At 41.9% G+C, this 21,902-nt stretch carries 25 protein-coding genes; 5 read left to right on the top strand and 20 right to left on the bottom strand.

The window, feature by feature from the left end; genetic code table 11:
• Positions 1-2 precede the first annotated feature (2 nt).
• The 3 genes from ACLV7Q_RS01990 to pepA form a co-directional block, all read right to left on the bottom strand.
• Positions 3-446 carry a MarR family winged helix-turn-helix transcriptional regulator gene (locus ACLV7Q_RS01990; RefSeq protein WP_218757355.1) on the bottom strand — a complete coding sequence of 148 codons (444 nt, stop codon included), beginning with the start codon at positions 444-446 and terminating at the stop codon, positions 3-5.
• A gap of 577 nt (positions 447-1,023) precedes the next feature.
• Entirely contained in the window at positions 1,024-1,320 is a 297-nt protein-coding gene (locus ACLV7Q_RS01985) for a bacteriocin immunity protein (RefSeq protein ID WP_218757354.1), read from the bottom strand.
• 20 nt (positions 1,321-1,340) lie between these two features.
• Positions 1,341-2,405, bottom strand: a complete 1,065-nt coding sequence (pepA, locus tag ACLV7Q_RS01980) for a glutamyl aminopeptidase (RefSeq protein WP_218757353.1) — start codon at positions 2,403-2,405, stop codon at positions 1,341-1,343.
• A gap of 295 nt (positions 2,406-2,700) precedes the next feature.
• On the opposite strand from pepA, the gene galE reads away from it, so the two are divergent.
• The 5 genes from galE (at position 2,701) to ACLV7Q_RS01955 (ending at position 7,562) form a co-directional block, all read left to right on the top strand.
• Positions 2,701-3,696, top strand: a complete 996-nt coding sequence (galE, locus tag ACLV7Q_RS01975) for a UDP-glucose 4-epimerase GalE (RefSeq protein WP_218757352.1) — start codon at positions 2,701-2,703, stop codon at positions 3,694-3,696.
• A gap of 146 nt (positions 3,697-3,842) precedes the next feature.
• Positions 3,843-4,802 carry an ABC transporter permease gene (locus ACLV7Q_RS01970; RefSeq protein WP_218757439.1) on the top strand — a complete coding sequence of 320 codons (960 nt, stop codon included), beginning with the start codon at positions 3,843-3,845 and terminating at the stop codon, positions 4,800-4,802.
• Positions 4,792-5,748: an iron chelate uptake ABC transporter family permease subunit gene (locus tag ACLV7Q_RS01965; protein ID WP_218757351.1), complete on the top strand. Its 957-nt coding sequence runs from the start codon at positions 4,792-4,794 to the stop codon at positions 5,746-5,748. Before ACLV7Q_RS01970 ends, ACLV7Q_RS01965 begins: the two co-directional genes overlap by 11 nt.
• A complete protein-coding gene (locus tag ACLV7Q_RS01960) occupies positions 5,745-6,497 on the top strand; it encodes an ABC transporter ATP-binding protein (protein WP_218757350.1) in 753 nt (250 codons plus the stop codon). Before ACLV7Q_RS01965 ends, ACLV7Q_RS01960 begins: the two co-directional genes overlap by 4 nt.
• Positions 6,498-6,596: 99 nt before the next feature.
• Positions 6,597-7,562 carry a siderophore ABC transporter substrate-binding protein gene (locus ACLV7Q_RS01955; RefSeq protein WP_218757349.1) on the top strand — a complete coding sequence of 322 codons (966 nt, stop codon included), beginning with the start codon at positions 6,597-6,599 and terminating at the stop codon, positions 7,560-7,562.
• Between the two features lie 217 nt (positions 7,563-7,779).
• Here the strand turns inward: ACLV7Q_RS01955 and yidD are convergent, their stop codons facing one another.
• From yidD to ACLV7Q_RS01870, 17 genes are all read right to left on the bottom strand, one after another.
• A complete protein-coding gene (yidD, locus tag ACLV7Q_RS01950; RefSeq protein WP_218757348.1) occupies positions 7,780-8,022 on the bottom strand; it encodes a membrane protein insertion efficiency factor YidD in 243 nt (80 codons plus the stop codon).
• Entirely contained in the window at positions 8,022-8,744 is a 723-nt protein-coding gene (locus ACLV7Q_RS01945; RefSeq protein ID WP_218757347.1) for a pseudouridine synthase, read from the bottom strand. The genes yidD and ACLV7Q_RS01945 overlap by 1 nt, the downstream gene beginning before the upstream one ends.
• The gene (gene scpB, locus ACLV7Q_RS01940; protein ID WP_218757346.1) at positions 8,731-9,300 is read right to left on the bottom strand and encodes an SMC-Scp complex subunit ScpB; all 570 of its coding nucleotides are present in this window, start codon (positions 9,298-9,300) and stop codon (positions 8,731-8,733) included. The genes ACLV7Q_RS01945 and scpB overlap by 14 nt, the downstream gene beginning before the upstream one ends.
• Before the next feature lie 18 nt (positions 9,301-9,318).
• Positions 9,319-10,047: a segregation/condensation protein A gene (locus ACLV7Q_RS01935; RefSeq protein WP_218757345.1), complete on the bottom strand. Its 729-nt coding sequence runs from the start codon at positions 10,045-10,047 to the stop codon at positions 9,319-9,321.
• Entirely contained in the window at positions 10,047-10,781 is a 735-nt protein-coding gene (xerD, locus tag ACLV7Q_RS01930) for a site-specific tyrosine recombinase XerD (RefSeq protein ID WP_411865979.1), read from the bottom strand. Before xerD ends, ACLV7Q_RS01935 begins: the two co-directional genes overlap by 1 nt.
• Positions 10,778-11,239: a cyclic-di-AMP-binding protein CbpB gene (cbpB, locus tag ACLV7Q_RS01925; protein ID WP_119947246.1), complete on the bottom strand. Its 462-nt coding sequence runs from the start codon at positions 11,237-11,239 to the stop codon at positions 10,778-10,780. The genes xerD and cbpB overlap by 4 nt, the downstream gene beginning before the upstream one ends.
• On the bottom strand, positions 11,236-11,757 hold the full coding sequence (locus tag ACLV7Q_RS01920) for a metallophosphoesterase (protein ID WP_020902175.1): 522 nt from the start codon (positions 11,755-11,757) through the stop codon (positions 11,236-11,238). Before ACLV7Q_RS01920 ends, cbpB begins: the two co-directional genes overlap by 4 nt.
• On the bottom strand, positions 11,733-12,704 hold the full coding sequence (locus ACLV7Q_RS01915) for a nucleoside-triphosphate diphosphatase (protein WP_218757343.1): 972 nt from the start codon (positions 12,702-12,704) through the stop codon (positions 11,733-11,735). Before ACLV7Q_RS01915 ends, ACLV7Q_RS01920 begins: the two co-directional genes overlap by 25 nt.
• Positions 12,701-13,495, bottom strand: coding sequence for a glutamate racemase (gene racE / locus ACLV7Q_RS01910; RefSeq protein ID WP_218757342.1), 795 nt, complete (start codon positions 13,493-13,495; stop codon positions 12,701-12,703). The genes ACLV7Q_RS01915 and racE overlap by 4 nt, the downstream gene beginning before the upstream one ends.
• Positions 13,496-13,698: 203 nt before the next feature.
• Positions 13,699-13,947 (bottom strand): YneF family protein, encoded by a 249-nt coding sequence (locus ACLV7Q_RS01905; RefSeq protein ID WP_000364990.1) that lies wholly within the window; start codon positions 13,945-13,947, stop codon positions 13,699-13,701.
• Between the two features lie 325 nt (positions 13,948-14,272).
• On the bottom strand, positions 14,273-15,076 hold the full coding sequence (locus ACLV7Q_RS01900; protein ID WP_218757341.1) for an ABC transporter ATP-binding protein: 804 nt from the start codon (positions 15,074-15,076) through the stop codon (positions 14,273-14,275).
• A gap of 12 nt (positions 15,077-15,088) precedes the next feature.
• Positions 15,089-15,982, bottom strand: coding sequence for an ABC transporter permease (locus ACLV7Q_RS01895; RefSeq protein WP_020903094.1), 894 nt, complete (start codon positions 15,980-15,982; stop codon positions 15,089-15,091).
• A gap of 11 nt (positions 15,983-15,993) precedes the next feature.
• Positions 15,994-16,971, bottom strand: coding sequence for an ABC transporter substrate binding protein (locus ACLV7Q_RS01890; RefSeq protein WP_218757340.1), 978 nt, complete (start codon positions 16,969-16,971; stop codon positions 15,994-15,996).
• A gap of 452 nt (positions 16,972-17,423) precedes the next feature.
• On the bottom strand, positions 17,424-18,350 hold the full coding sequence (locus ACLV7Q_RS01885) for an ATP-binding cassette domain-containing protein (protein ID WP_042900321.1): 927 nt from the start codon (positions 18,348-18,350) through the stop codon (positions 17,424-17,426).
• 10 nt (positions 18,351-18,360) lie between these two features.
• Entirely contained in the window at positions 18,361-19,428 is a 1,068-nt protein-coding gene (locus tag ACLV7Q_RS01880; protein WP_218757339.1) for an ABC transporter ATP-binding protein, read from the bottom strand.
• Positions 19,429-19,436: 8 nt separating this feature from the next.
• On the bottom strand, positions 19,437-20,363 hold the full coding sequence (gene oppC, locus ACLV7Q_RS01875) for an oligopeptide ABC transporter permease OppC (protein WP_000103703.1): 927 nt from the start codon (positions 20,361-20,363) through the stop codon (positions 19,437-19,439).
• Positions 20,363-21,859, bottom strand: a complete 1,497-nt coding sequence (locus ACLV7Q_RS01870) for an ABC transporter permease (protein WP_218757338.1) — start codon at positions 21,857-21,859, stop codon at positions 20,363-20,365. The genes oppC and ACLV7Q_RS01870 overlap by 1 nt, the downstream gene beginning before the upstream one ends.
• Positions 21,860-21,902 lie beyond the last annotated feature (43 nt).

Raw genomic sequence — 21,902 nt, 5'->3', positions numbered from 1 at the left:
TTCTAATCCTCCTTTGCCTTCTCTTTCAGATTCGCCAAAATTCTTTCTTGAAAGGCTTCAAATTGCCGAATTTCTTCCTCTGAAAATCCTTTGTAAAAAATCGTATCCAATTTCTGACTGACACGATGTCCCACTTCTTTCTGGGACTTGCCTAACTCCGTTAAAACTAAATACTTCTTACGCTTGTCTTTTCCACACGGACTAACAATTACAAGCTTTTGTTCCTCTAGCTTTTTGATCATAGTAGTCAGCGTATTATTCGCAAGCCCAGTTGCCAGAGCAATATCTGTCGCAGTTGCGCAGCCAGTTTTACTATTCCATAAAACCGCTAAAATCTTGCCCTGTTCACCCCTATAAAGAGCCTCAGGATCTTGGGTCAGTAGCTTTTGAAAAATCCGCCCGTTCAACAAACGAATATGATGGGCTAGCAAATGACTATCTTTCATAACACCTCCAATTTATTTCGATATCGAAACGAATAAAATAATTGTAACACTTGTCCTTTCAACTGTCAACTATTTCGATGTAGAAATAATTTTTGATAATGATTTACATCACCATACTCCGGTTCAACTAACTTTTAACGAGAGTTTCTAAACTCCTTCGTCCTCCAGTCTACAAAAGCCTTCCATCCGTACTATCCTATATTTTATGATGGGACATGTTTTTCCTATCAGACCATTTATTTTAAAGATAGAAGTCAATCATAATTGCTTCCATCTGTTCTTTTATAGTATATTGAAGTTGGACTAGGGCACTGTATCTTCTAAAACATTGATAGAAAGCAATTTGAATTTCCCAATCAATTTGTTCGTATTTAATTTCACCTTACCCTATCTTTCTCATAGCACCCTTCAAACAGCCTATCCCCTACTGTTTGACGATTCCTCACTTCGCTCCACTTCCATTACAGAAGTTTCTTCACTACTATAGTCTCGGCTAACTTCTCATGATTCCTTGTTACTACTATTTGAGCGCTCACGAGATAGGTCTTACAAAAAAATACTTTGGTCCACAATGGAATCAAAGCATTTTAAAAATCTCCCCATACATAAGCGCAGAAGCTGCGGTTCCTCTGTACTTGGCTTCTTCTCTCTTGATAAAACGAGCCAAATTGAGCAACTCAGGTGCCGGATGTTTGGGATTCTTGAGCAATTCACGATTGACCAGGCCTGAGAGACGAACTGCCAGCAATTGCTCATTTGTAGTAGGCAGTTTTTTAGCAGTCTCTAGGAGAGCAGCAACTAAATCTTCACTCAAATCATGGCGAGCATGATTGTAAAGATCTTTTACAAGGCTTTCTAGGTTTGGTTCTACCATCCCTACCACCTCCCTTATGTTTAATAATTTTTAATCAAGTCAACCGTTGAACGATCCAATTTTTTCACCAAAGCTTGCAAGAAAGCTTGAGCTTCTAGGAAGTCATCCATAGCGTAGAGGGTTTGGTGAGAATGGATATAACGAGCGCAGACTCCGATTGTTGTAGATGGGACACCACCATTTTTCAGATGAGCTGCGCCAGCGTCTGTTCCGCCTTTACCACAGTAATACTGGTACTTGATACCTGCTTCTTCAGCCGTTGTCAAAAGGAAATCTTTCATTCCTGGGAGAAGCAAGTGACCTGGATCGTAGAAACGAATCAAGGTTCCATCTCCAATCTTGCCTTGACCACCGTAGACATCACCTGCTGGTGAACAGTCAACTGCGAGGAAGACTTCTGGGTCAAACTTGGTTGTAGATGTATGAGCACCGCGGAGACCAACTTCTTCTTGGACGTTAGAGCCCAGATAGAGTTCATTGCCAAGTTTTTGACCTGACAGGGCTTCTGCTAACTCACTAACCATGAGCACACCGTAGCGGTTGTCCCAAGCTTTTGAGATGATATTTTTTTCATTGGCTGTCAAGATTGCAGAACTATCTGGTACAATGGTATCGCCAGGACGGATGCCAAAACTTTCTGCCTCAGCCTTATCCGCAAAACCGCCATCAAAGACGATATCTGCAATAGCTGGCATAGTTGGTCCACCCTTTCCGCGAGTCAAATGTGGAGGGACAGAACCCGAAATCACAGGGATTTCACGACCGTCACGAGTCAGGAGTTTGAAACGTTGGCTGCTGACTACCATGGGGTTCCAGCCACCGATTTCTACGACACGGAAGGTACCATCTGGCTTGATTTCGCTGACCATAAAACCAACTTCATCCATATGAGAAGCGACCAAGACGCGCGGTGCATCCGTAGCTTCTGAATGTTTGATACCAAAAATACCACCCAAGCCATCTGTTACCACTTCATCCACATGCGGTGTTAATTTTTCACGAAGATAAGCACGGACAGGCGCTTCGTGACCCGAGATTGCAGCAAGTTCTGTTACTTCTTTGATTTTTGAAAATAATGTTGTCATTTCAGTTCCTTCTTTCTTTCATCCATTTTACCACTTTTTATAGGAGAAGGATAGCGGGAAGGTGGATTTCTAAGTTAGTATCTTAGTCCTACTCTATCTTAGAAAGGGATAGTATTCTCTTGCATACGGTGCAAAATCTAGTAAACATCCCAAAATTAACTCGAATCTTTATTTCCAAACAAAAAAACAATCCTACACCAAAATTGTTTTGAATTTTCATGAAATTTGCAGAAAATAGTTGACTTTGCCTTCTTATTTCTTTAAAATAGTACAAAACTAGGAAAAGGAAAAAATCATGACCAAAACAATTCTTGTTACAGGTGGAGCTGGCTATATTGGCTCCCATACCGTTAAAGCTCTTTTAAATGCTGGCTATCAGGTACATGTTCTAGATAATCTCTCTACAGGAAATCGTTCAGCTGTAGATAGTCGTGCTAGCTTTAAACAACTGGATGTTTATGATGCTAGCGCCTTAAAGGCTTACTTAGAAGAAAATCAGATTGATGCTGTCCTCCATTGTGCGGGTGAGATTGTCGTGAGCGAAAGTATTGAAAATCCAAGCAAATACTTCACTGCCAATGTTGCTGGTATGAACCAAGTTCTCAAAGTCTTATCTGAAGTTGGCATTCAAAAAATCATGTTCTCTTCGACTGCTTCCCTCTATGGTAATAACTGTATTGACAAGCCTGCAACTGAAGATACCCTGCTCGACCCCGTCAATCCTTATGCAGAAACAAAACTGATGGGTGAACGAATGATTTACTGGATGGCCAATCGCTATGATTGGAAATATGTCATTTTCCGTTACTTTAATGTTGCTGGGGCTGAAATGGATGCTTCAAACGGTCTACGTGTGAAAAATCCAACTCATATCATTCCAAATATCAACAAGACCGCATTGGGACAAAATGATAGCCTGAAAATATTTGGAGATGACTACGATACACGTGATGGTTCATGTATTCGAGATTACATTCATGTCTTGGACCTTGCACAGGCTCATGTTAAAGGAATGAACTACCTATTTCAAGAAAACAGTTCTTCTCAAATCTTTAACTTAGGAACTGAAAAAGGCTATACCGTCAAAGAAATCTTTAAAACTGCTGAAGAACTACTGAATCAAGAAATCCCACACGAAATTGTTGCGCGTCGTGCTGGTGACCCAGCTAGCGTCCTAGCAGACGCATCAAAAGCTAAAAAATATCTTGATTGGCAAGCTAGCTACTCCCTCGAAGATATTATTTTATCGGATTATCATTGGCGTGTTAAAGAGGGGAAAAATATTTTATAATAGGATAACAAAGGAGAAAGTCTTGTTACTCTCTCCTTGTTTCATTCATTAAATTATCAGAAAATTTATTGACAGATTAGAAAAATCGTGTTACAGTAATATCCGCAGGTATCTTTCGGTACCAAATCTACATGAAAGGATGGGGTATGAAACTTTCTCATTATTTAATTGGCTTACTTCTACTCCTAGTCTTTCTCTCTATTAGCATTGGGACCAGTGATTTTTCATGGGGAAAACTCTTTGCACTGGATCATGAAACTTGGCTTCTCTTTCAAGAGTCCCGTCTCCCAAGAACCATCAGCATTCTCCTGACTGCCTCTAGTATGAGCATGGCAGGACTGCTCATGCAGACTATTACTCAAAATCAGTTTGCTGCTCCGAGTACAGTTGGAACCACTGAAGCTGCCAAACTGGGAATGGTGCTGAGCCTCTTTGTCTTTCCGTCAGCTAGTCTTACTCAAAAGATGCTCTTTGCTTTTGTTTCATCCATCGTATTTACCCTCTTCTTCCTAGCCTTTATGACTATTTTCTCTGTAAAGGAAAGGTGGATGTTGCCTCTGATTGGAATCATCTATAGTGGGATTATCGGTTCTGTGACAGAAGTTATCGCCTATCGTTTCAATCTGGTTCAGAGTATGACAGCTTGGACCCAGGGCTCCTTCTCCATGATTCAGACTCATCAGTATGAATGGCTTTTCTTAGGGCTCATTATCCTGATAGCCGTTTGGAAATTATCCCAAACCTTTACCATCATGAATCTAGGAAAAGAAACTAGCGAAAGTTTGGGGATTTCTTACTCCCTGCTTGAAAAACTGTCCCTCTTTCTGGTTGCGCTAACGACTAGTGTCACCATGATTACCGTGGGTGGCTTGCCATTTCTCGGAGTCATCGTTCCCAATCTTGTCCGCAAGCGCTATGGAGATAATTTGAGTCAGACCAAACTCATCGTCGCTCTGGTCGGTGCTAATCTAGTTCTGGCCTGCGATATCCTCTCTCGAGTCTTGATTCGGCCCTATGAGCTGTCTGTCAGTCTCTTGCTAGGAATCATCGGCAGCCTCGTCTTTATCCTACTTCTCTGGAAAGGGGGACGAAAAGATGCAGTTTAAAAGCAAACATACCAAACTCTTCGGTCTTCTCATTATTCTTGCCATCGGAGCTTGTCTCCTCTACTTTTGGCCCATCACTCACTTGTCAGCCTTTGCTTGGAAGTTGCGTTCCCAAAAAATTGTCGTTTATCTCTTGGTAGCTATCGCGACTGGGATTTCGACCATTAGTTTTCAAACCCTGACGGAAAATCGTTTCCTGACTCCTAGTATTTTAGGAATCGAATCCTTCTACGTCCTACTACAAACCCTATTACTGGTTTTTGAAAGCAAGTTTCTTCAACTTGGCAAGTCCCCTATCTTAGAATTCCTAGTCTTACTTCTTGTCCAATCCCTCTTCTTTCTCTCCTTACAAGGCTACTTGAAGACGCTGATGAAACAAGATCTGGTCTTTATCCTGCTGATTTGTCTAGCCCTCGGAAGTCTCTTTCGAAATATCAGTACCTTCCTTCAGGTCTTGATGGATCCAAACGAATACGATAAACTGCAAAACAGTCTTTTTGCCTCCTTTCAACATCTCAACACTTCCATCCTAGCCATCGGCTCTCTAATCATCCTTGCTTTGACCATCTTTTTCTTTCGAAAAGCAGTCATTCTGGATGTCTTGCACCTACAAAGAGAAACGGCTCAGATATTGGGACTCGATGTTGAAAAAGAACAGAAAGAACTCCTCTGGGGCATCGTGCTTTTGACCTCAACGGCCACTGCCTTGGTAGGGCCTATGGCCTTCTTCGGCTTTATGCTGGCTAACCTCACCTACCTGATTGTCAAAGACTATCGGCACAAGTTACTCTTTATCGTAGCCATTCTGGTTGGATTTATTAGCTTAACCTTGGGGCAAGCCTTGATTGAACGAGTCTTTGCACTAGAAATTCGCATCAGCATGATCATCGAAAGTGTAGGAGGTATCCTATTCTTTATCTTACTATACAGGAGGGCGCGTCAGTGAAACTGGAAAACATTGACAAATCCATTCAAAAACAGGATATTTTGAAAGGTATTTCTCTTGAAGTCAGTCCTCAGAAACTGACAGCCTTCATTGGTCCAAATGGTGCTGGAAAATCGACTCTCCTCTCCATCATGAGCAGACTGACCAAGAAAAATCAGGGAATTCTTAGTATCAAAGGACGTGAAATCGAGAGCTGGAATTCACAAGAACTGGCCCAAGAACTAACTATCCTAAAACAGAAAATCAATTACCAGGCCAAATTGACGGTTGAAGAACTGGTCAGTTTTGGACGTTTTCCTTACAGTCGAGGTCGACTGAAACCAGAAGATTGGGAAAAAATCCGAGAAACTCTGGACTATCTGGAACTGACCAACTTAAAAGACCGCTACATCGATAGCCTGTCTGGGGGACAACTCCAGCGGGTCTTTATCGCTATGGTACTGGCTCAGGATACGGACTTTATCTTACTAGACGAACCGCTCAACAATCTTGATATCAAGCAAAGCGTCAGCATGATGCAGATTCTTCGGCGACTGGTGGAGGAACTCGGCAAGACCATTATCATCGTTCTCCACGATATTAACATGGCCAGCCAGTACGCGGATGAAATTATCTCCTTCAAGGACGGTCAAGTCTTTAGCAAGGGAAGAACCGATCAAATCATGCAGGCTGATCTACTCAGTCAACTTTATGAGATTCCCATCACACTGGCGGATATCAATGGCAAAAAGATCTGTATCTATAGCTAGTAACTAAGAAACTCGAGTTAGAGAACCCTCTGTCTCTTAGCTAACAAGCCTATCTAAGAGACTCCCTACATCGTTATCATATTTTAAAAAGGAGAAATCATGAAAACATCCCTTAAATTTTATCTCACTGCCCTAGCGGCCAGCTTCTTGCTCCTACTTGGTGCATGTAGTACAAACTCAAGCACTAGTAAGACGGAGTCAAGTAGCTCTGCTCCAACAGAGGTAACCATTAAAAGTTCACTAGGTGTAGTCACACTTTCAAAAGTCCCTGAAAAAATTGTGACCTTTGACCTCGGTGCTGCGGATACTATTCGCGCTTTAGGTTTTGAAAAGAATATCGTCGGAATGCCTACAAAAACTGTTCCGACTTATCTTAAAGACCTAGCTGGAAAAGTTAAAAATGTTGGTTCTATGGTTGAGCCAGACCTAGAAGCCCTTGCTGCTCTTGAACCAGACCTAATTATCGCTTCACCACGTACCCAAAAATTCGTAGATAAGTTCAACGAAATCGCTCCGACTGTTCTCTTCCAAGCAGGCAAGGACGACTACTGGACTTCTACCAAGGCCAACATTGAGTCCTTAGCAAGCGCCTTTGGTGAAACTGGTACACAGAAAGCCAAGGAAGAATTGGCCAAGCTAGACAAGAGCATCCAAGAAGTCGCAACTAAAAACGAAAGTTCTGACAAAAAAGCTCTTGCTATCCTCCTCAACGAAGGAAAAATGGCTGCCTTTGGTGCCCAATCTCGTTTCTCTTTCTTGTATCAAACTTTGAAATTCAAGCCAACTGACACTAAATTCGAAGACTCACGCCACGGACAAGAAGTCAGCTTTGAAAGTGTCAAAGAAATCAATCCTGACATCCTCTTTGTCATCAACCGTACCCTTGCTATCGGTGGGGACAACTCTAGCAACGATGGCGTCCTAGAAAATGCCCTCATTGCTGAAACACCTGCCGCTAAAAATGGTAAGATTATCCAACTAACACCAGACCTCTGGTATCTAAGCGGAGGCGGACTTGAATCAACCAAACTCATGATTGAAGACGCACAAAAAGGCTTGAAATAAGCAACTTCAAACTCATACTCTTCGAAAATCAAATTCAAACCACGTCAACATCGCCTTGCCGTACTCAAGTACAGCCTGCGGCTAGTTTCCTAGTTTGCTCTTTGATTTTCATTGAGTATCAACTAACATCTTTACATGATAAAACGCATCCTATCAAGCTCACTCAAACCTGATAGGATGCGTTTTTATCATTTCACTAAAATATTTTTGCCCAACCTCATTCCCATTCTTGATTTCGTTTAAGGGAAAAGTGGTCTGGGACGGGATCCTTACCTGTTTTCGACCAGGGGTGACAACGTAAAATCCGAACCAAGCCCATCAAAACACCCTTGAAGCCATGTTTTTCAACAGCCTGAATCATATAATTTGAACAACTTGGCTCAAAGCGACAAGAGGGTGGAAAGGCTGGTGAGATAAAACGTTGGTAAAAGCGCACAGGCGCGATTAAAATTCGTTTCATTATTTCTTGGTTACAGCCATGGTGTGTAGTTGGCTGATTTCTTTTTTATTAAGACGACGGGATTCTCCTGGACGGAGTCCTGTCAAATCTAAGTGTCCAAAACGTGTCCGAGACAACTTATCCACTTGGAGACCGACAGCTTCAAACATCTTTTTAACCTGGTGGTTACGCCCTTCATGGATAGTCAACTGCACCACAGAGCGGTTTTTAACTGGATCCACTTTGAGAATCTCATAGACAGCCGGTTTGGTTTTCTTGCCATCAATCTCAAGTCCACGGGTCAAGGGGCGGAGATTATCCTTATTGGCCACACCTTTAACACGCGCGACATAAACCTTATCAATCTCATTACGAGGGTGAATCATTTCATCCGTAAAATCCCCATCATTGGTCAAAATCAAGACTCCTGATGTATCCCAGTCCAAACGACCTACAGGGTAGATGCGCTCCTTCACATTGGGCAAGAGGTCGACAACCGTCTTGCGGCTCTTGTCATCCGTCACACTGGAAATGACACCGCGTGGTTTATTAAGCAGATAGTAGACCTTTTCTTCGTTGTAGATAGGTTGACCTTCTACTTCGACCTTGTCACCAGACTTGATGGTCGTTGCGAGTTCACGTACTACTTGGCCGTTGACCGTCACCAAGCCTTGCTTGATCAACTCTTCTGCTTTTCTCCTACTGGCCACACCTGCGTGGGCAATATATTTATTGATTCTCATCTTCTTCTATCCTTTCACCAAATAATTGGCTTTCTTGGGCTTGAATCTCAAGCTCATCAATCACTGGTAATTCTTCCAAATGGTTAATTCCCATGTAATCTAGGAAATAATCCGTAGTCACATAGAGGTTGGGACGCCCCAACACTTCTTTTTTCCCGTCTTCTCGTATCAAGTCAAAGGCCTGCAACTTTGCCAAGGCTCCACTCGAATTAACCCCACGGATGGCATCAATCTCTATCCGTGTGATGGGCTGCTTGTAGGCAATGATGGACAAGGTCTCAAGGGCTGCCCGAGATAAACTCTGGTTGATAGGTGCCTTAGAGTATTCCTTCAAAATCTCTGCAAATTGAGGCTTGGTCACCAATCTATAAGCACCACCAGTCTCAATCAGAGTCAAACTGGAATCTGAGTCCTTTTCATACTTCTGGGCTAATTTTTCTAAACTCTGTTGGATGCCTGTCGGTGGCAGAGAGAGGAGTTCAGCTAACTGGCGGACTCTAATCCCATCTTCACCCGCTACAAACAAGAGCGCTTCTATTTTTGCTAAAGTACTCATCTTTCCTCTCTATCAAGTCTAGCTTTGGGTCACTTGACTTTCTTCCTTCTTTTCCATGAGATAAATATCTCCGAAACTCTCCTCTTGCACGAGGATCAGCTCCTGGGTTTTGATTAACTCTAGGGTTGCCAAAAAGAGGGTGATGACCTCTTGGACATTCTGGGCTTCCTTAAACAAATCCTGCAAGCGCAATTGATCTCGTCCAGTCAAGGACTCTTTCACGATAACCATCATATCCTCAATCTTATACTCATCCCGCAAGATAGTCGTGTGATTTTGTGCAAACTCCTCTTTTTTCTTGGATAGGATATTTGAAAAAGCCAAAAAGAGGTCAATGGTCGTCTTGTCATGCACAAGCTCCGCATCTTCGTAAATCAACTCTGTCGGTGCTTTGGAATAGTACTGGGTCCGATCTTGGTGCTTGGCTTCCAAGCGCTCCCCTAAGAGCTTGAATTTGCGGTATTCTTCGATTTGAGAGAGAAGATCCTGCTCTAGGTCATCCTCCAAGTCTGTCACTTCTGCTACCTTTGGAAGTAGTTTGCGACTCTTGATCAGCATGAGCTGACTGGCCATGACCATGTACTCCCCCGTCACTTCCAGACGCATAGCCTGAAGGGTTGAGACATAGGCTAGATACTGTTCGATGACTTCTGTGATAGGCACATCGTAGATATCCATCTGGTACTTAGAAACCAGGTGCAAGAGCAAGTCCAGAGGCCCTTCAAAATCTTTTAATTTAATATCCATTATCTATATTTTTCTAAGGTCAGGACTGTTTTTAATCCTAATTTTTTTGCAATTTCGTACAAATCGACCTTGTTTTCTATTTGTCTTAGAATGAACTGTTCCCGCAAGGCTTGGGCTGATAAGGCCGGAAAACCTTTCTCATTGACAAAGGACTCTAGCTGACGGAAAGCCCACTGACGAGAATAGGCTTTCCCTGCCCTTTCAAAAAGATAGGTCTGGCCCATCAAGGGTTCCAATTCTGAAAGCAAGGTCGTGGGAATAGTGACAATCCTCTGTTGGGAAGCTTTTTTGATTCGCAGCACCTGAAAATCCAGATTGATATCCTCAACCTTGAGTGCCAAAATCTCACTCGGCAAGAGCCCCATTTCCAAGATAAGAAGAGCCAGTAAACGGCCCTCTGGAAAGTCGCTTTCCTGCCAAAAAGAGTCTAGGTCTAGGATCTCTGGTTTTTCAGTTTTCTTTTCAGCTTGTTTAGCTAATTCCAAACGATAAAAGCTATCCACTTCTCCTTTTTGATAGAGAAAGTAGAGAAATTGGTTACAGGCCGAAGTCTTTCGCTTCTGAGCGCTGATTTTTAGATTGGCTAGCTGGGCTTGGTAAATCTTGAGACTGGTCTCAGAAATCCGCTCGCCTACAATGTCTAAAAATTGCTCCAAATCATACTTATAGGACTGCTTGGAATTGACAGACAAGCCCTGCTTTTCTTCTAAAAAGGCTGAAATCCTGTCTCTCATTTGCATCGAATCTCATATTCCTTACTAAAGTCATGCAAGAGGGCATTGACTGCCTTGAGGATAGACTTGCGCGTGATAATTCCTTGGAAAATACCAGACGCATCCACAACCGGCAAGAAGGACTCATCTACCAGCTTGTGCAAGACCTCTGTAATAGTAAAATCAGGCGAGACGATCGCTACGTCCGTTTTGGTCATATGAACAATGTCCGTATCCGCCATGATTTCTTGACTCAAATCATGCTCCATCTGATAAGCCATAATATCTCTGAGCCCAATAGTTCCAACAAAGTGTTTTTCATCTGTCACAACAGGAACACGGGTATAGGTCATCTGACTGAGCAAGAGGGTCGCATGATCCGCATTGTGGGTATCAATCAACACGGCTAGATTTTCAGCAGGGGTCAAAAAAGTTTCCTCCTGCCCCAACAAGAAAGTCTCAAACTCCTTGGCAATCATCGGCTAAACTCCTTGGACAAGCCCGGATACACCTCATGGTCTCGTGTCAAAAAGTCCACTTTAAAATAACTATCATCAATCTCCACACGAGCATAGAGACATTCTCTGATGGTCCCACGTGGTTGACTGATAGAACCTGGATTTAGAAAAAGAGTCTTTCCTTCCATCCAAGCATTTGGCACATGCAAGTGACCATAGAGGCAGATATCGGCCTCTTCCTCCTGAGCCCAGTAGTCCAACTTTTGAAAGTTGAAATTGATGTCAAACAAATGTCCATGAGTTTGGATAATCTTGGTCGAACCAAGCTCAGTCACCAAACGTTCTGGGTAGCCAGCATAAAAGTCCATGTTCCCTTTAACAACGCGGATGCCCTCCCAAAGGGGAGAATCAGGACGCAGTTCAGAATCGCCGTTATGAAAAACGGCATCAACTTTGCCCACATAGCGATCACGGATTTCTTCCACAATCAAGCTATCGCCATGAGAATCGCTCATTACAATGATGGTTTGCTTTGCCATGATGGAAATACCTCCAAAAGTTTCTTAACGGCTAAGGCACGGTGAGATTGACTATTTTTTTCTTCAAGGGTTAATTCAGCTGAGGACTTGCCTGTCTCTCCTACAAGAAAGAGAGGATCGTAACCAAATCCATTTTCACCCTTAGGTTCAAAGTTAATGTAGCCTTGCCAGTCTGCTTCAACAACCAAACTTTCCTTGTTTGGACTGGCTACGACTAGGGTTGTATGGAATTGAGCCGAGCGGTCCTTGAGTTCAAAGACCATGGCCAATTCGTGCAAGAGTTTGGCATTGTTTTCACGGTCAGTAGCTCCCACTCCTGCGAAACGAGCTGACCAGACACCTGGCAAGCCACCAAGGACATCGACTTTGAGACCTGAGTCATCTGCCAAAACCATCTTGCCCGTTAATTGGGAAATAGTTTCTGCTTTGAGGCGGGCATTTTCTTCGAAGGTCATACCTGTTTCTGCTACTTCAGGCAGGTCAGGATAGTCATTAAGATTTTCTACATCGTAGCCTAGCTTGTCAAAGATAGCTCGGAATTCCTTGGTCTTGCCTTCGTTACGAGTCGCAATCAATAAGGTTTCTCTGACCTTGCTTGTCTCAAAGAAATCATGAACATTGACCCCTTCTTTAGGCAATTCTACATGCAGGAGTTGCCCATTTTCAACCAGGAGCAGGGCTCCCTGACGTTGGATGACTTCCAAGTTACGTCCCATTTCTTGGTTGAGGATATCTACCACAAAAGACAATAAACGGTAGAGAGAACCATAGCGTAAAACAGTAACAGAAACAGGAAAACCTCGATCCTCATCTCGAAATCTTTGGGCAAACTCCAATAGAGGAAAATCCAAGTCATCATCCGTCAACATCCGGACGCCACCAAAAATACCATAGGACCCGACATACCAGTCCTGTTCATCCTTATATTCATAAATTTTATTTGTCATAATTCTGCATGCTCCACATGAATCTCTTTTTCCAGCCATTCTTCACCAATTTGTGCAAAACTTTGGCTGCTGGCTGTTGTGTAAAAACGGTGATTAAGTGGTCCAGCATCGCGACCACGATTGATTTCAAAATAATTAAGTAAGACCGAGATGTCCCGTACGCACTCTGCTCCACTATCGATGAGCTGAACCTTTGGTCCCATGACATTTTGAATAATAGGTCTGAGGAGTGGATAATGGGTACAACCCAAAATCAGGCTATCCACCTTTCCAACCAAGGGACGCAGGGTTTCATAGACCACTTTCTTGGTGACACTGGTTGACAGGGCACCCGACTCGACCAAGGGGGCAAACTTGGGACAGGCCAAACTCTCCACCTGTAAGTCCGGATCCAAATCATGGATTTTCTGACGGTAGATGTCTGATTGTACCGTCATGGGAGTTCCAATCACTCCGATTTTCCCACCTTGACTGGACTTGATAGCTGCCGAAGCTCCTGGCAAAATCACACCTAGAACAGGAATATCTAGTTGAGCCTTGATTTCTTCCCAGACGACCGCAGTCGCAGTATTACAAGCAATGACAATCATTTTGACATCCTTGGTCAAAAGAAAGTTGACCAACTGCCAAGTATATTCACGAATTTGCTCAGCAGGACGGGGCCCGTAAGGCGCCCGTGCCGAATCTCCAATATAGACGATTTCTTCATGGGGAAGTTGGCGCATGAGCTCGCGCACAACGGTCAAGCCCCCGACACCCGAATCCAAAAAACCAATTGGTCGATTATCCATACAGTCTTCTTTCTAGTCTTTTTTCTGATTGATAGTTCATTATGATTACCGTCCCTTATGAACTGAATAATGACAGCCTAATCAACAACTATCTCTCTTAATCATAATCAAATATCAATAGAATGCAAGGAAAAAGTCTCATCCCTAAACCCATAGCCAACATAGTGAGAAGTCTGGAACTTTCATCCCAGACTTTTCCTTATTTATTTTTTCTTTTTATTGTTAGCAAGGGCTGCCTTTTGTTGGCGGATGATTTGGTGGTAAACTTGTTGTACCTTAGCTTCGCTTGGTTTTTGACCATTTGCACTCAAAAGAGTACGAACTGCTTCAGCATTCAAACGTGGGTTGTCAGCGAATTCTTTTTCAATTTGCTTACGAACCAAGTACATTCCTCCAAGAGCTCCTCCTAGAAAAGCTAGCACAATCAATACAATTGCTAAAAGTAAATCCATCATTTTTCTCCTGTTTCTTTTTGAGTCTCTTTCATTATACCACAAACTAGCCACCCTGACTAGTTTGTTTTACGCTTTCAGGGAGGGAATAGACAGCAAAAAGAACCCTGCTTTTCTGCGAAAGAGGGTTCCTTACTGAGTTTATACTCAATGAAAATCAAAGAGCAAACTAGGAAACTAGCCGCAGGTTGCTCAAAGCACTGTTTTAAGGTTGCAGATAGAGCTAACACGGTTTGAAGAGATTTTAGAAGAGTATCAATTTCATATTTCTACCTATCCATTTGTACTAATAAAAGACTGAAACACTAGATTTCAGCCTTTTTCTTTATCCTAAAACCAATTCATCACTGACTAGACTTTGGCCACTATTTTTCTGGAAGAGATGCATAAGGTCTTCAACTGTCAGATGCTTTTTCTCTTCTCCTTTGACATCCACCACTATCTTACCCTGATAGAGCATAATGAGACGATTTCCGTACTCAATCGCATGATTCATATCGTGGGTAATCATCAAAGTCGTCAACTGATGGTGTTCCACAATCTTTTGCGTCAAATCCATCACCATTTGACTAGTTTTCGGGTCAAGTGCCGCAGTGTGTTCATCCAAAAGCAAAAGTTTGGGTTTCACCAGAGCTGCCATGACTAGGGTCAAGGCCTGTCTTTGTCCTCCTGAGAGATATTGAGTATCCACTTTCAAGCGGTTTTCAAGACCAATATTCAACTCTTTCAAGGCTTCTTGGAACTGGATTCTCTCCTTCTCCTTTACGCCCCAACCAAGCCCTCTCTTCTGACCGCGTCTCAAGGCAATAGCCATATTCTCCTCAATCGTCAAACGAGAAGCTGTTCCCATCTTAGGATCTTGAAAAACACGGGCAATATCCTTGGCTCTCTTTCTGATACTCAGATTTTTAATGGATTTGCCTGCCAGTAGAAGGTCCCCTTCATCCACCGATAGATTGCCAGCCAAGATATTCATCAAAGTGGATTTCCCTGCTCCATTTCCACCAATCACAGAGATAAAATCTCCCTCTTCAACCTCTAAATCTAATCCTTTGAGGACATGGTTCTCATTGACTGTCCCTGCTTCAAATGTTTTGTGAATATTTTCAAGTGTTAACAAACTTGCCATAACTTTCTCCTCCTATTCATTTCTCAATTTTAGACCACGAATCTTTAATCGCTTTTGCAATTCTGGTGCAAATAAAACCAAGGCTAACAAGATTGCATTAAAGAGACGAACCAGGTTTTGATCTAGATTTGGAATTTCATAGATATTTAAAATAATCAAACGGTATACAATAGCACCGATTCCGATGGATAACAGGCGACCTCCAATGGTCAAGTCGTGTATCAAGACTTCCGCAATAATGACTGCACTCAAACCAACAACGATAGTTCCTGTCCCAGAAGTCACATCTGAAAATCCATCATTTTGGGCAAACAAGGAACCACATAGGGCAATCAAGCCGTTTGAAATCATGTAACCAACAATCTTCATGGTGTCTACATTGACCCCATTAGCCTCACTCATCGGAATATTGTCCCCAGTCGAACGCAAGACCAAGCCAATCTCTGTTTTCATCAAAAGAGTCAAGACCAAACAAACAAGTAAGAGACAGGCTAAACTAAGTGAGAAAACAGCTTCTTCATTTGTCAGTCCCAAGCTAGCCAACTGTTTAAAGACAGTTGAAGAATCTCCCAAGGAAAGATTGGGCACACTTCCCATGATTTTAATATTGATGGAATAAAGCCCTGTCAAGGTCACAATCCCTGTCAAGAGAGCTGGAATTTTCATCTTGGTATGGAGCATTCCTGATACAAGACCTGCTACCATACCTGCCAGCAAAGCAAGTAAGGTCGCAATCCAAGGATTTGTCCCTGCCTGTATCTGAGATACGACGACAGCCGCCCCCAGTGGAAAGGCTCCTTCAGCAGTCATATCCGCAATATCCAAAATACGGAAAGTCAAGTAGACCCCAATCGCCATAATCGACCATAGCAAACCTTCTGATAAACTAGATAATACAAAATTCATCTTAAACCTCCTTATTCCTTGCCTTCCAACTTACTAATATCAATTCCTAGTGCATCTGCCATTTCTTGATTTGTATGCAATTCCAGCTTTTCAGGCAACTCAACTGCTATATTTTCTGGCTTCTCACCTTTTAAGACACGAACCAGCATTCTTGCTGTCTGTCTTCCCAATTCTTCATAATTGGTTCCGTAGTTATACAAGCCACCAACAGCAATCATTTCTGTTGAACCACCAAATACTGGAACCTTGTGTTTAATAGAAACCTGCTTAACTGTTTCCATGGTTGATGAAATGATATTATCTGTTGGTACAAAAACCATATCCACCTCTGTCATCAAGCTCTCTGCCGCAGCCTTGACGTTATTACTATCCAAGATTGTTTTTTCAACAACGGTAAAGCCTTTTTCTTCCAGAAGACGCTTAGCTTCATCCTTTTGGACAACTGAGTTTGGCTCGCTCTGAGTATAGAGAATTCCAATTGTTTTAGCTTTTGGCAACACTTTCTTTATCAAATTGATTTGGGTTGAAATGGCATCTGATGACTGATCGCTTGTCCCAGTTACATTGCCCCCAGGATGTTCTCTTGACTCAACTAGCTTGGCACTGACAGGATCTGTTACAGCTGAAAAGATAACCGGTGTCGTTTGCGTTGTATTAGCCAAACTCTGAGCAGAAGGCGTTGCGATGGCTAGAACGACATCACTAGATTCTGCTAGCTGCTGGGAAATGGTTTTTAGATTTCTTTGCTCTCCCTGTGCATTTTGCAAATCAATCTCAATATTTTTCCCCTCCACATAGCCTTGTTTGGCTAGTTCATCCACAAATCCTTCTCTAGTAGCATCTAGGGACTGGTGGGTAATAAATTGCGAAATACCGATACGAAACACATCTTTTTTCTTATCTGCCTTCAACTGATGCAAACTGATCAGAGAGGTCAAGAGAATCCCCACTACCAAGAGGGGGGCTAGTAATTTTCGAACAACTTTCATAATGAAACTCCTTCTCAGAAAAGATAAAACAAAAAACCGCCTAGATACTATCTAAACGGATACTTGAAATAATCTAACAAGTTATAACTTAGCTAGTCCATTTAGATATTCATCTATATGGACCACAATCAAAAATCTTAGCCACATAGATACAAACAAATTGCTTGAACTGTTTGCATCCATGGTGACATGTCTACAAACACTATCTAAAGTAGCTAAAGTAAAAGTTTTGATTCATCGTTACAGCTTGTTTCTTATTCATTTCTTTTTCTGCTTTCTTTTTTGATGTTTCCTATCTTACCACCTTTTTCATCACCTGTCAAGAATATTTCAGAATTTTTTAAAATTTTTCGAAAATTCTTTCAGGGAGCTTTCAAAGTTTTTCAAATCAGTCCAACAAAAAAAGGTTTATAATTCCCATAAAAATTGTCATGGAAATTATAAAACCATTATTAGTTTAGTCCTTGTTGATAACGTGCCAATTCGGCTTGGTTAGCCCAAACATAGTGACCTGGACGGATTTCAACCATGGATGGTTTGTCAGTCTCATAGTCGTGTTGACTTGGGTCGTAAACCTTCAAGACCTTCTTACGTTCCAAGATTGGATCTGGAATTGGTACCGCTGAAAGTAAGGCTTGAGTATATGGATGAATTGGATTGTTAAACAATTCTTCTGTTTCTGCAACCTCTACAATAACACCCTTGTAAATAACTGCGATACGATCTGAAATAAAGCGAACAACCGACAAGTCATGGGCGATGAAGAGATAGGTCAAGCCGAGCTCTTTTTGGAATTTTTTGAGCAAGTTCAAGACTTGGGCACGAACAGAAACGTCCAAGGCTGAAATGGGCTCATCCGCAATAACAAAATCTGGTTGCATGACCAAAGCACGGGCAATACCGATACGTTGACGTTGACCACCTGAGAATTCATGAGGGTAGCGAGTCAAGTGCTCAGCAAGAAGACCTACTTCACGGATAATATTTTTAACTTTCTCTTTACGTTCTTCTTCATCCTTAAACAAATGGTGATTGTAAAGACCTTCCGAAATAATATAATCAACAGTCGCACGTTCATTCAAACTTGCAGCAGGGTCTTGGAAAATCATCTGGATTCGACGAATCAATTCCGCAGCTTGTTCACGCGATTTCTTTCCATTAATCTTTTGACCCTCAAAAATGATATCTCCATTGCTTGTATCATTTAGACCGATTATCGCACGACCAATAGTTGTTTTCCCACTACCGGACTCACCTACAAGCGAGAAAGTTTCTCCCTTGTTGATAAAGAAGTTAGCATTTTTAACCGCGACAAACTTCTTACTTCCTTCACCGAAGGAAATTTCTAAATCTTTGATTTCTACTAATTTTTCAGACATTTCCTTCCTCCTAGTCTTCCAGATGGGCAAATCCCATTTTTTCACGGATTTTATCGTGGAGATTTGCAATCACAGCTGGTTTTTCTACTTTTGGAGCATCCTCATGAAGCAGCCAAGTTTTAGCCCAATGTGTCTCTGATACTGAGAATTGAGGAGCTTTTTGTTCAAAGTCAATCTGCATTGCATAGTCTGAACGCAAGGCAAAGGCATCCCCTTTCAGGTCAGTATAAAGCGACGGAGGTGTTCCTGGGATTGAGTAAAGATCCCCTTTATCATCAGCAAGCTGAGGCAAGCTAGACAAGAGACTCCATGTATATGGATGGCGAGGGTCATAGAAGACTTCCTCAACAGTTCCATACTCAACGATTTCTCCTGCATACATAACCGCTACCTTATCCGCAATACTTGCTACCACACCAAGGTCGTGGGTGATAAAGATTGTTGTAAAATGGTACTCGTTTTGCAATGATTTCAGCAAATCAATAATCTGTGCTTGAATGGTCACATCCAAGGCTGTTGTTGGCTCATCACAGATCAAAACATCAGGTCGGCAGGCAAGAGCAATAGCAATTACGATACGTTGACGCATCCCTCCAGAATATTGGAATGGATATTCATCAAAACGTCTATCTGCGTCTGGAATCCCAACCTTATTCATGTAGTCAATGGCCAATTCTTTCGCTTCTTTAGCTGTTTTTCCTTGGTGTTTTACAATAACTTCTGTAATCTGACTACCAATTGTTTTAATGGGGTCCAAACTAGTCATTGGGTCCTGGAAGATCGTCGCAATCTTAGCACCACGAATTTGTTCCCAATCTTTATGAGAAGACAAGGCTGTCAAGTCCTGACCACGGTAGTCAATACTTCCTTGGGCAATGCGACCATTTTCTTCAAGCATACCTGTGAAAGTCTTTGTCAAAACAGATTTCCCTGATCCTGACTCACCTACCAAGGCTAATACTTCTCCTTCAACTAGTTCAAGGGAAATGCCGCGAATGGCTGTCAATACTTTGTCACGAACGTCAAATTCCACGACAATATCGCGAGCAGTCAAAATTACATTTTTTTCTTTTGTCATTTCTACTCCTATCTATGTGTACGTGGATCACTAGCATCCGCTAAGTTTTGACCAACTACGAAAAGGGACAAGGATACCAAGACAAGGGTTGTCAATGGAATCCAGAACAAGTAAGCATTGGTTGTTACGTTTTGTGAATAATCCGAAATCAAACGACCCAAACTTGGCACTGTAATCGGTAATCCAAGACCGAAGAAAGACAAGAAGGCTTCGTATGAGATAAAGCTTGGAAGCATTTGAGTCATGGTTGTCACAATAACAGATACCAATTGAGGCATGATATTTTTGGCAACAATCTTCAAGGTTGGTGTTCCCAAAGTACGTGACGCCAAGTTGTATTCCAAATCACGGTAACGCAAGATTTGCACACGGATCATGAAAGCAATCCCAATCCATGTCGTCACACTCATGGCAAAAATCAGATTCCAGAATCCAGCTCCGATTGAGTAAGTCAAGACAATGACAATCAAAAGAGATGGGATGTTTGAGATGACGTTATAAACTTCCATCATCACGCGGTCAACTGATTTTGAAATTCCCCAAATACCACCGACAAAAACACCGATAACCAAGTTAATCACTGTCGCAATCACAGAAATGAGGATAGAGTTACGAGCTCCGAACCAGACACCGTCAAAAAGAGATTTACCGTTACTGTCTGTACCGAACCAATGCTCAGCATTTGGCTTGATATAACGAGCACTAAAGTCGTTTACCTTGCTGACATCATTGAAATCAAACTTAGAAAACATTGGGTAGATGAAACTCATCAAAATGATAGCTACCAAGATTCCCAACATGACTACAGTTGATTTTTTCTTCATAAATTGTCTAAACACTGACTTCCAGTAAGAATATGCTGGCGCATCAATAGTTTCAGAGGCAAAATCGTCACGTTTTACAAACTGAAATTTTTCTTTATCGATTGTAGACATTATTTGCCTCCTTTCTCAGTCAATTTAATACGTGGGTCAATAATAGTCATCCAAATATCTCCTAAAAGAAGTGAGAAGATAGAAATACATGTAAAGATGAAGACAAGACCAACGACCATAGAGTTATTAGATGCTTTTACAGAGTCAATCAACATTTTACCCATACCTGGGAAGGCGAAGACTGTTTCAGTAAGGGTTGCACCACCGATAACCCCGATAACAGCACCAGGAATTCCTGAAACCAGCGGAACCATGGCATTTTTAAAGATGTGTTTGTTTGAAATTTCTTTTTCAGACAAACCTTTTGCACGAGCGAAACGAACAAAGTCTTGTGATTGCAAGTCAATCATGTAACGACGAATCCAAATAGCTGTACCAGGAGCACCCAACAAACCAAGGATTACTGCCGGTAAAACGTAAGAACGCCAATCTCCAGCCCCTAAGATAGGGAATGAATCTGGTAAACCAATTGAGGAACCAAGCAATCGAACAATATAAACAAGGGCGATTGTTGGAAGTGCCATCAAGAAGGTCAAAGCCCCTGTTGAGAAGCTATCGATCCAAGTGTTCTTGAAGCGAGCCATGGCTGAACCAAGTGGCACGGCAATCGCATAAGAAATCACCAAACCAATCAAACCAGCAATAGCAGAGCTGACAATCATAGATGGATATTGGTAATTACTTTCAGTCGCTGTATAAGGATCATCTTTCCCATAGCTAGCTACTTCACGAGAGTCAGCCTGACTAGGTGACTTGTAGGTTCTCGAGTAAATATTTACAGAAGACGTTTTCTTACCTGTTGGGAACTGAACTTGAGAAGTTTTGGTTTGTCCTTGACCTTGAGTAATAACCTGAAGAACTGGTGTATTAGCATAGGTTGGATAAGAGTCACCTAAATTGATATTCACAAAGTTTTGATGCACAAATGGGAACTGACTGTTGAAGTACAAGAGATATTTATGTTTAGTACCTGAACCGACCAATGACCATCCGATAGCTGGATCATTTTCGAAGCGAAGGTAACGTTTCAAGTCTGGATTTTCAGGGTCTTGAATTTTATTTGTATGGTCAATGTCAATCAAGTTAGCATAGAAGTGAAAAACACGTTCAAAAATGGGAATTTCACGAGTAGCATAAAATTGACCACTTTCAGTAAATTCTCCCAAAGTCCAACCATGACCTAATTGATTGATGTACTTTTCATAAATAGCTTTATTGACCGCATTTGCCTCTACTGTTACAGAAGAATCCATGCTACTTGCCTTTTCTTGCAACTCTTTAGTATCGTAATACTCAATGTAGCCCATACGCTCAAACACAGTATTTTCATAGTTATCACGTTTATCAGCCGTTGTCGCAATTTTATTATAGTTAGGATCCTGCTTGAAAATCAATTTTCGAGGAACCAAGGTATAGATAATCGTGTAGGTCAAAGTCGTTACTAAGAAAATCGAAACCAATGACCGCAAAACACGCATAAAAATATATTTTTTCATATTATTTCCTTTAAAAATCCCAAAAGAACCTTCTCCTCATGGA

Origin of the sequence: Streptococcus mitis, from assembly GCF_965111725.1 — a bacterium.
GTDB classification, from domain to species: domain Bacteria; phylum Bacillota; class Bacilli; order Lactobacillales; family Streptococcaceae; genus Streptococcus; species Streptococcus mitis_DV.
The sequence above is the reverse complement of the archived record's forward strand: the minus strand, read 5'-3'. Positions and strand labels throughout refer to the sequence as shown.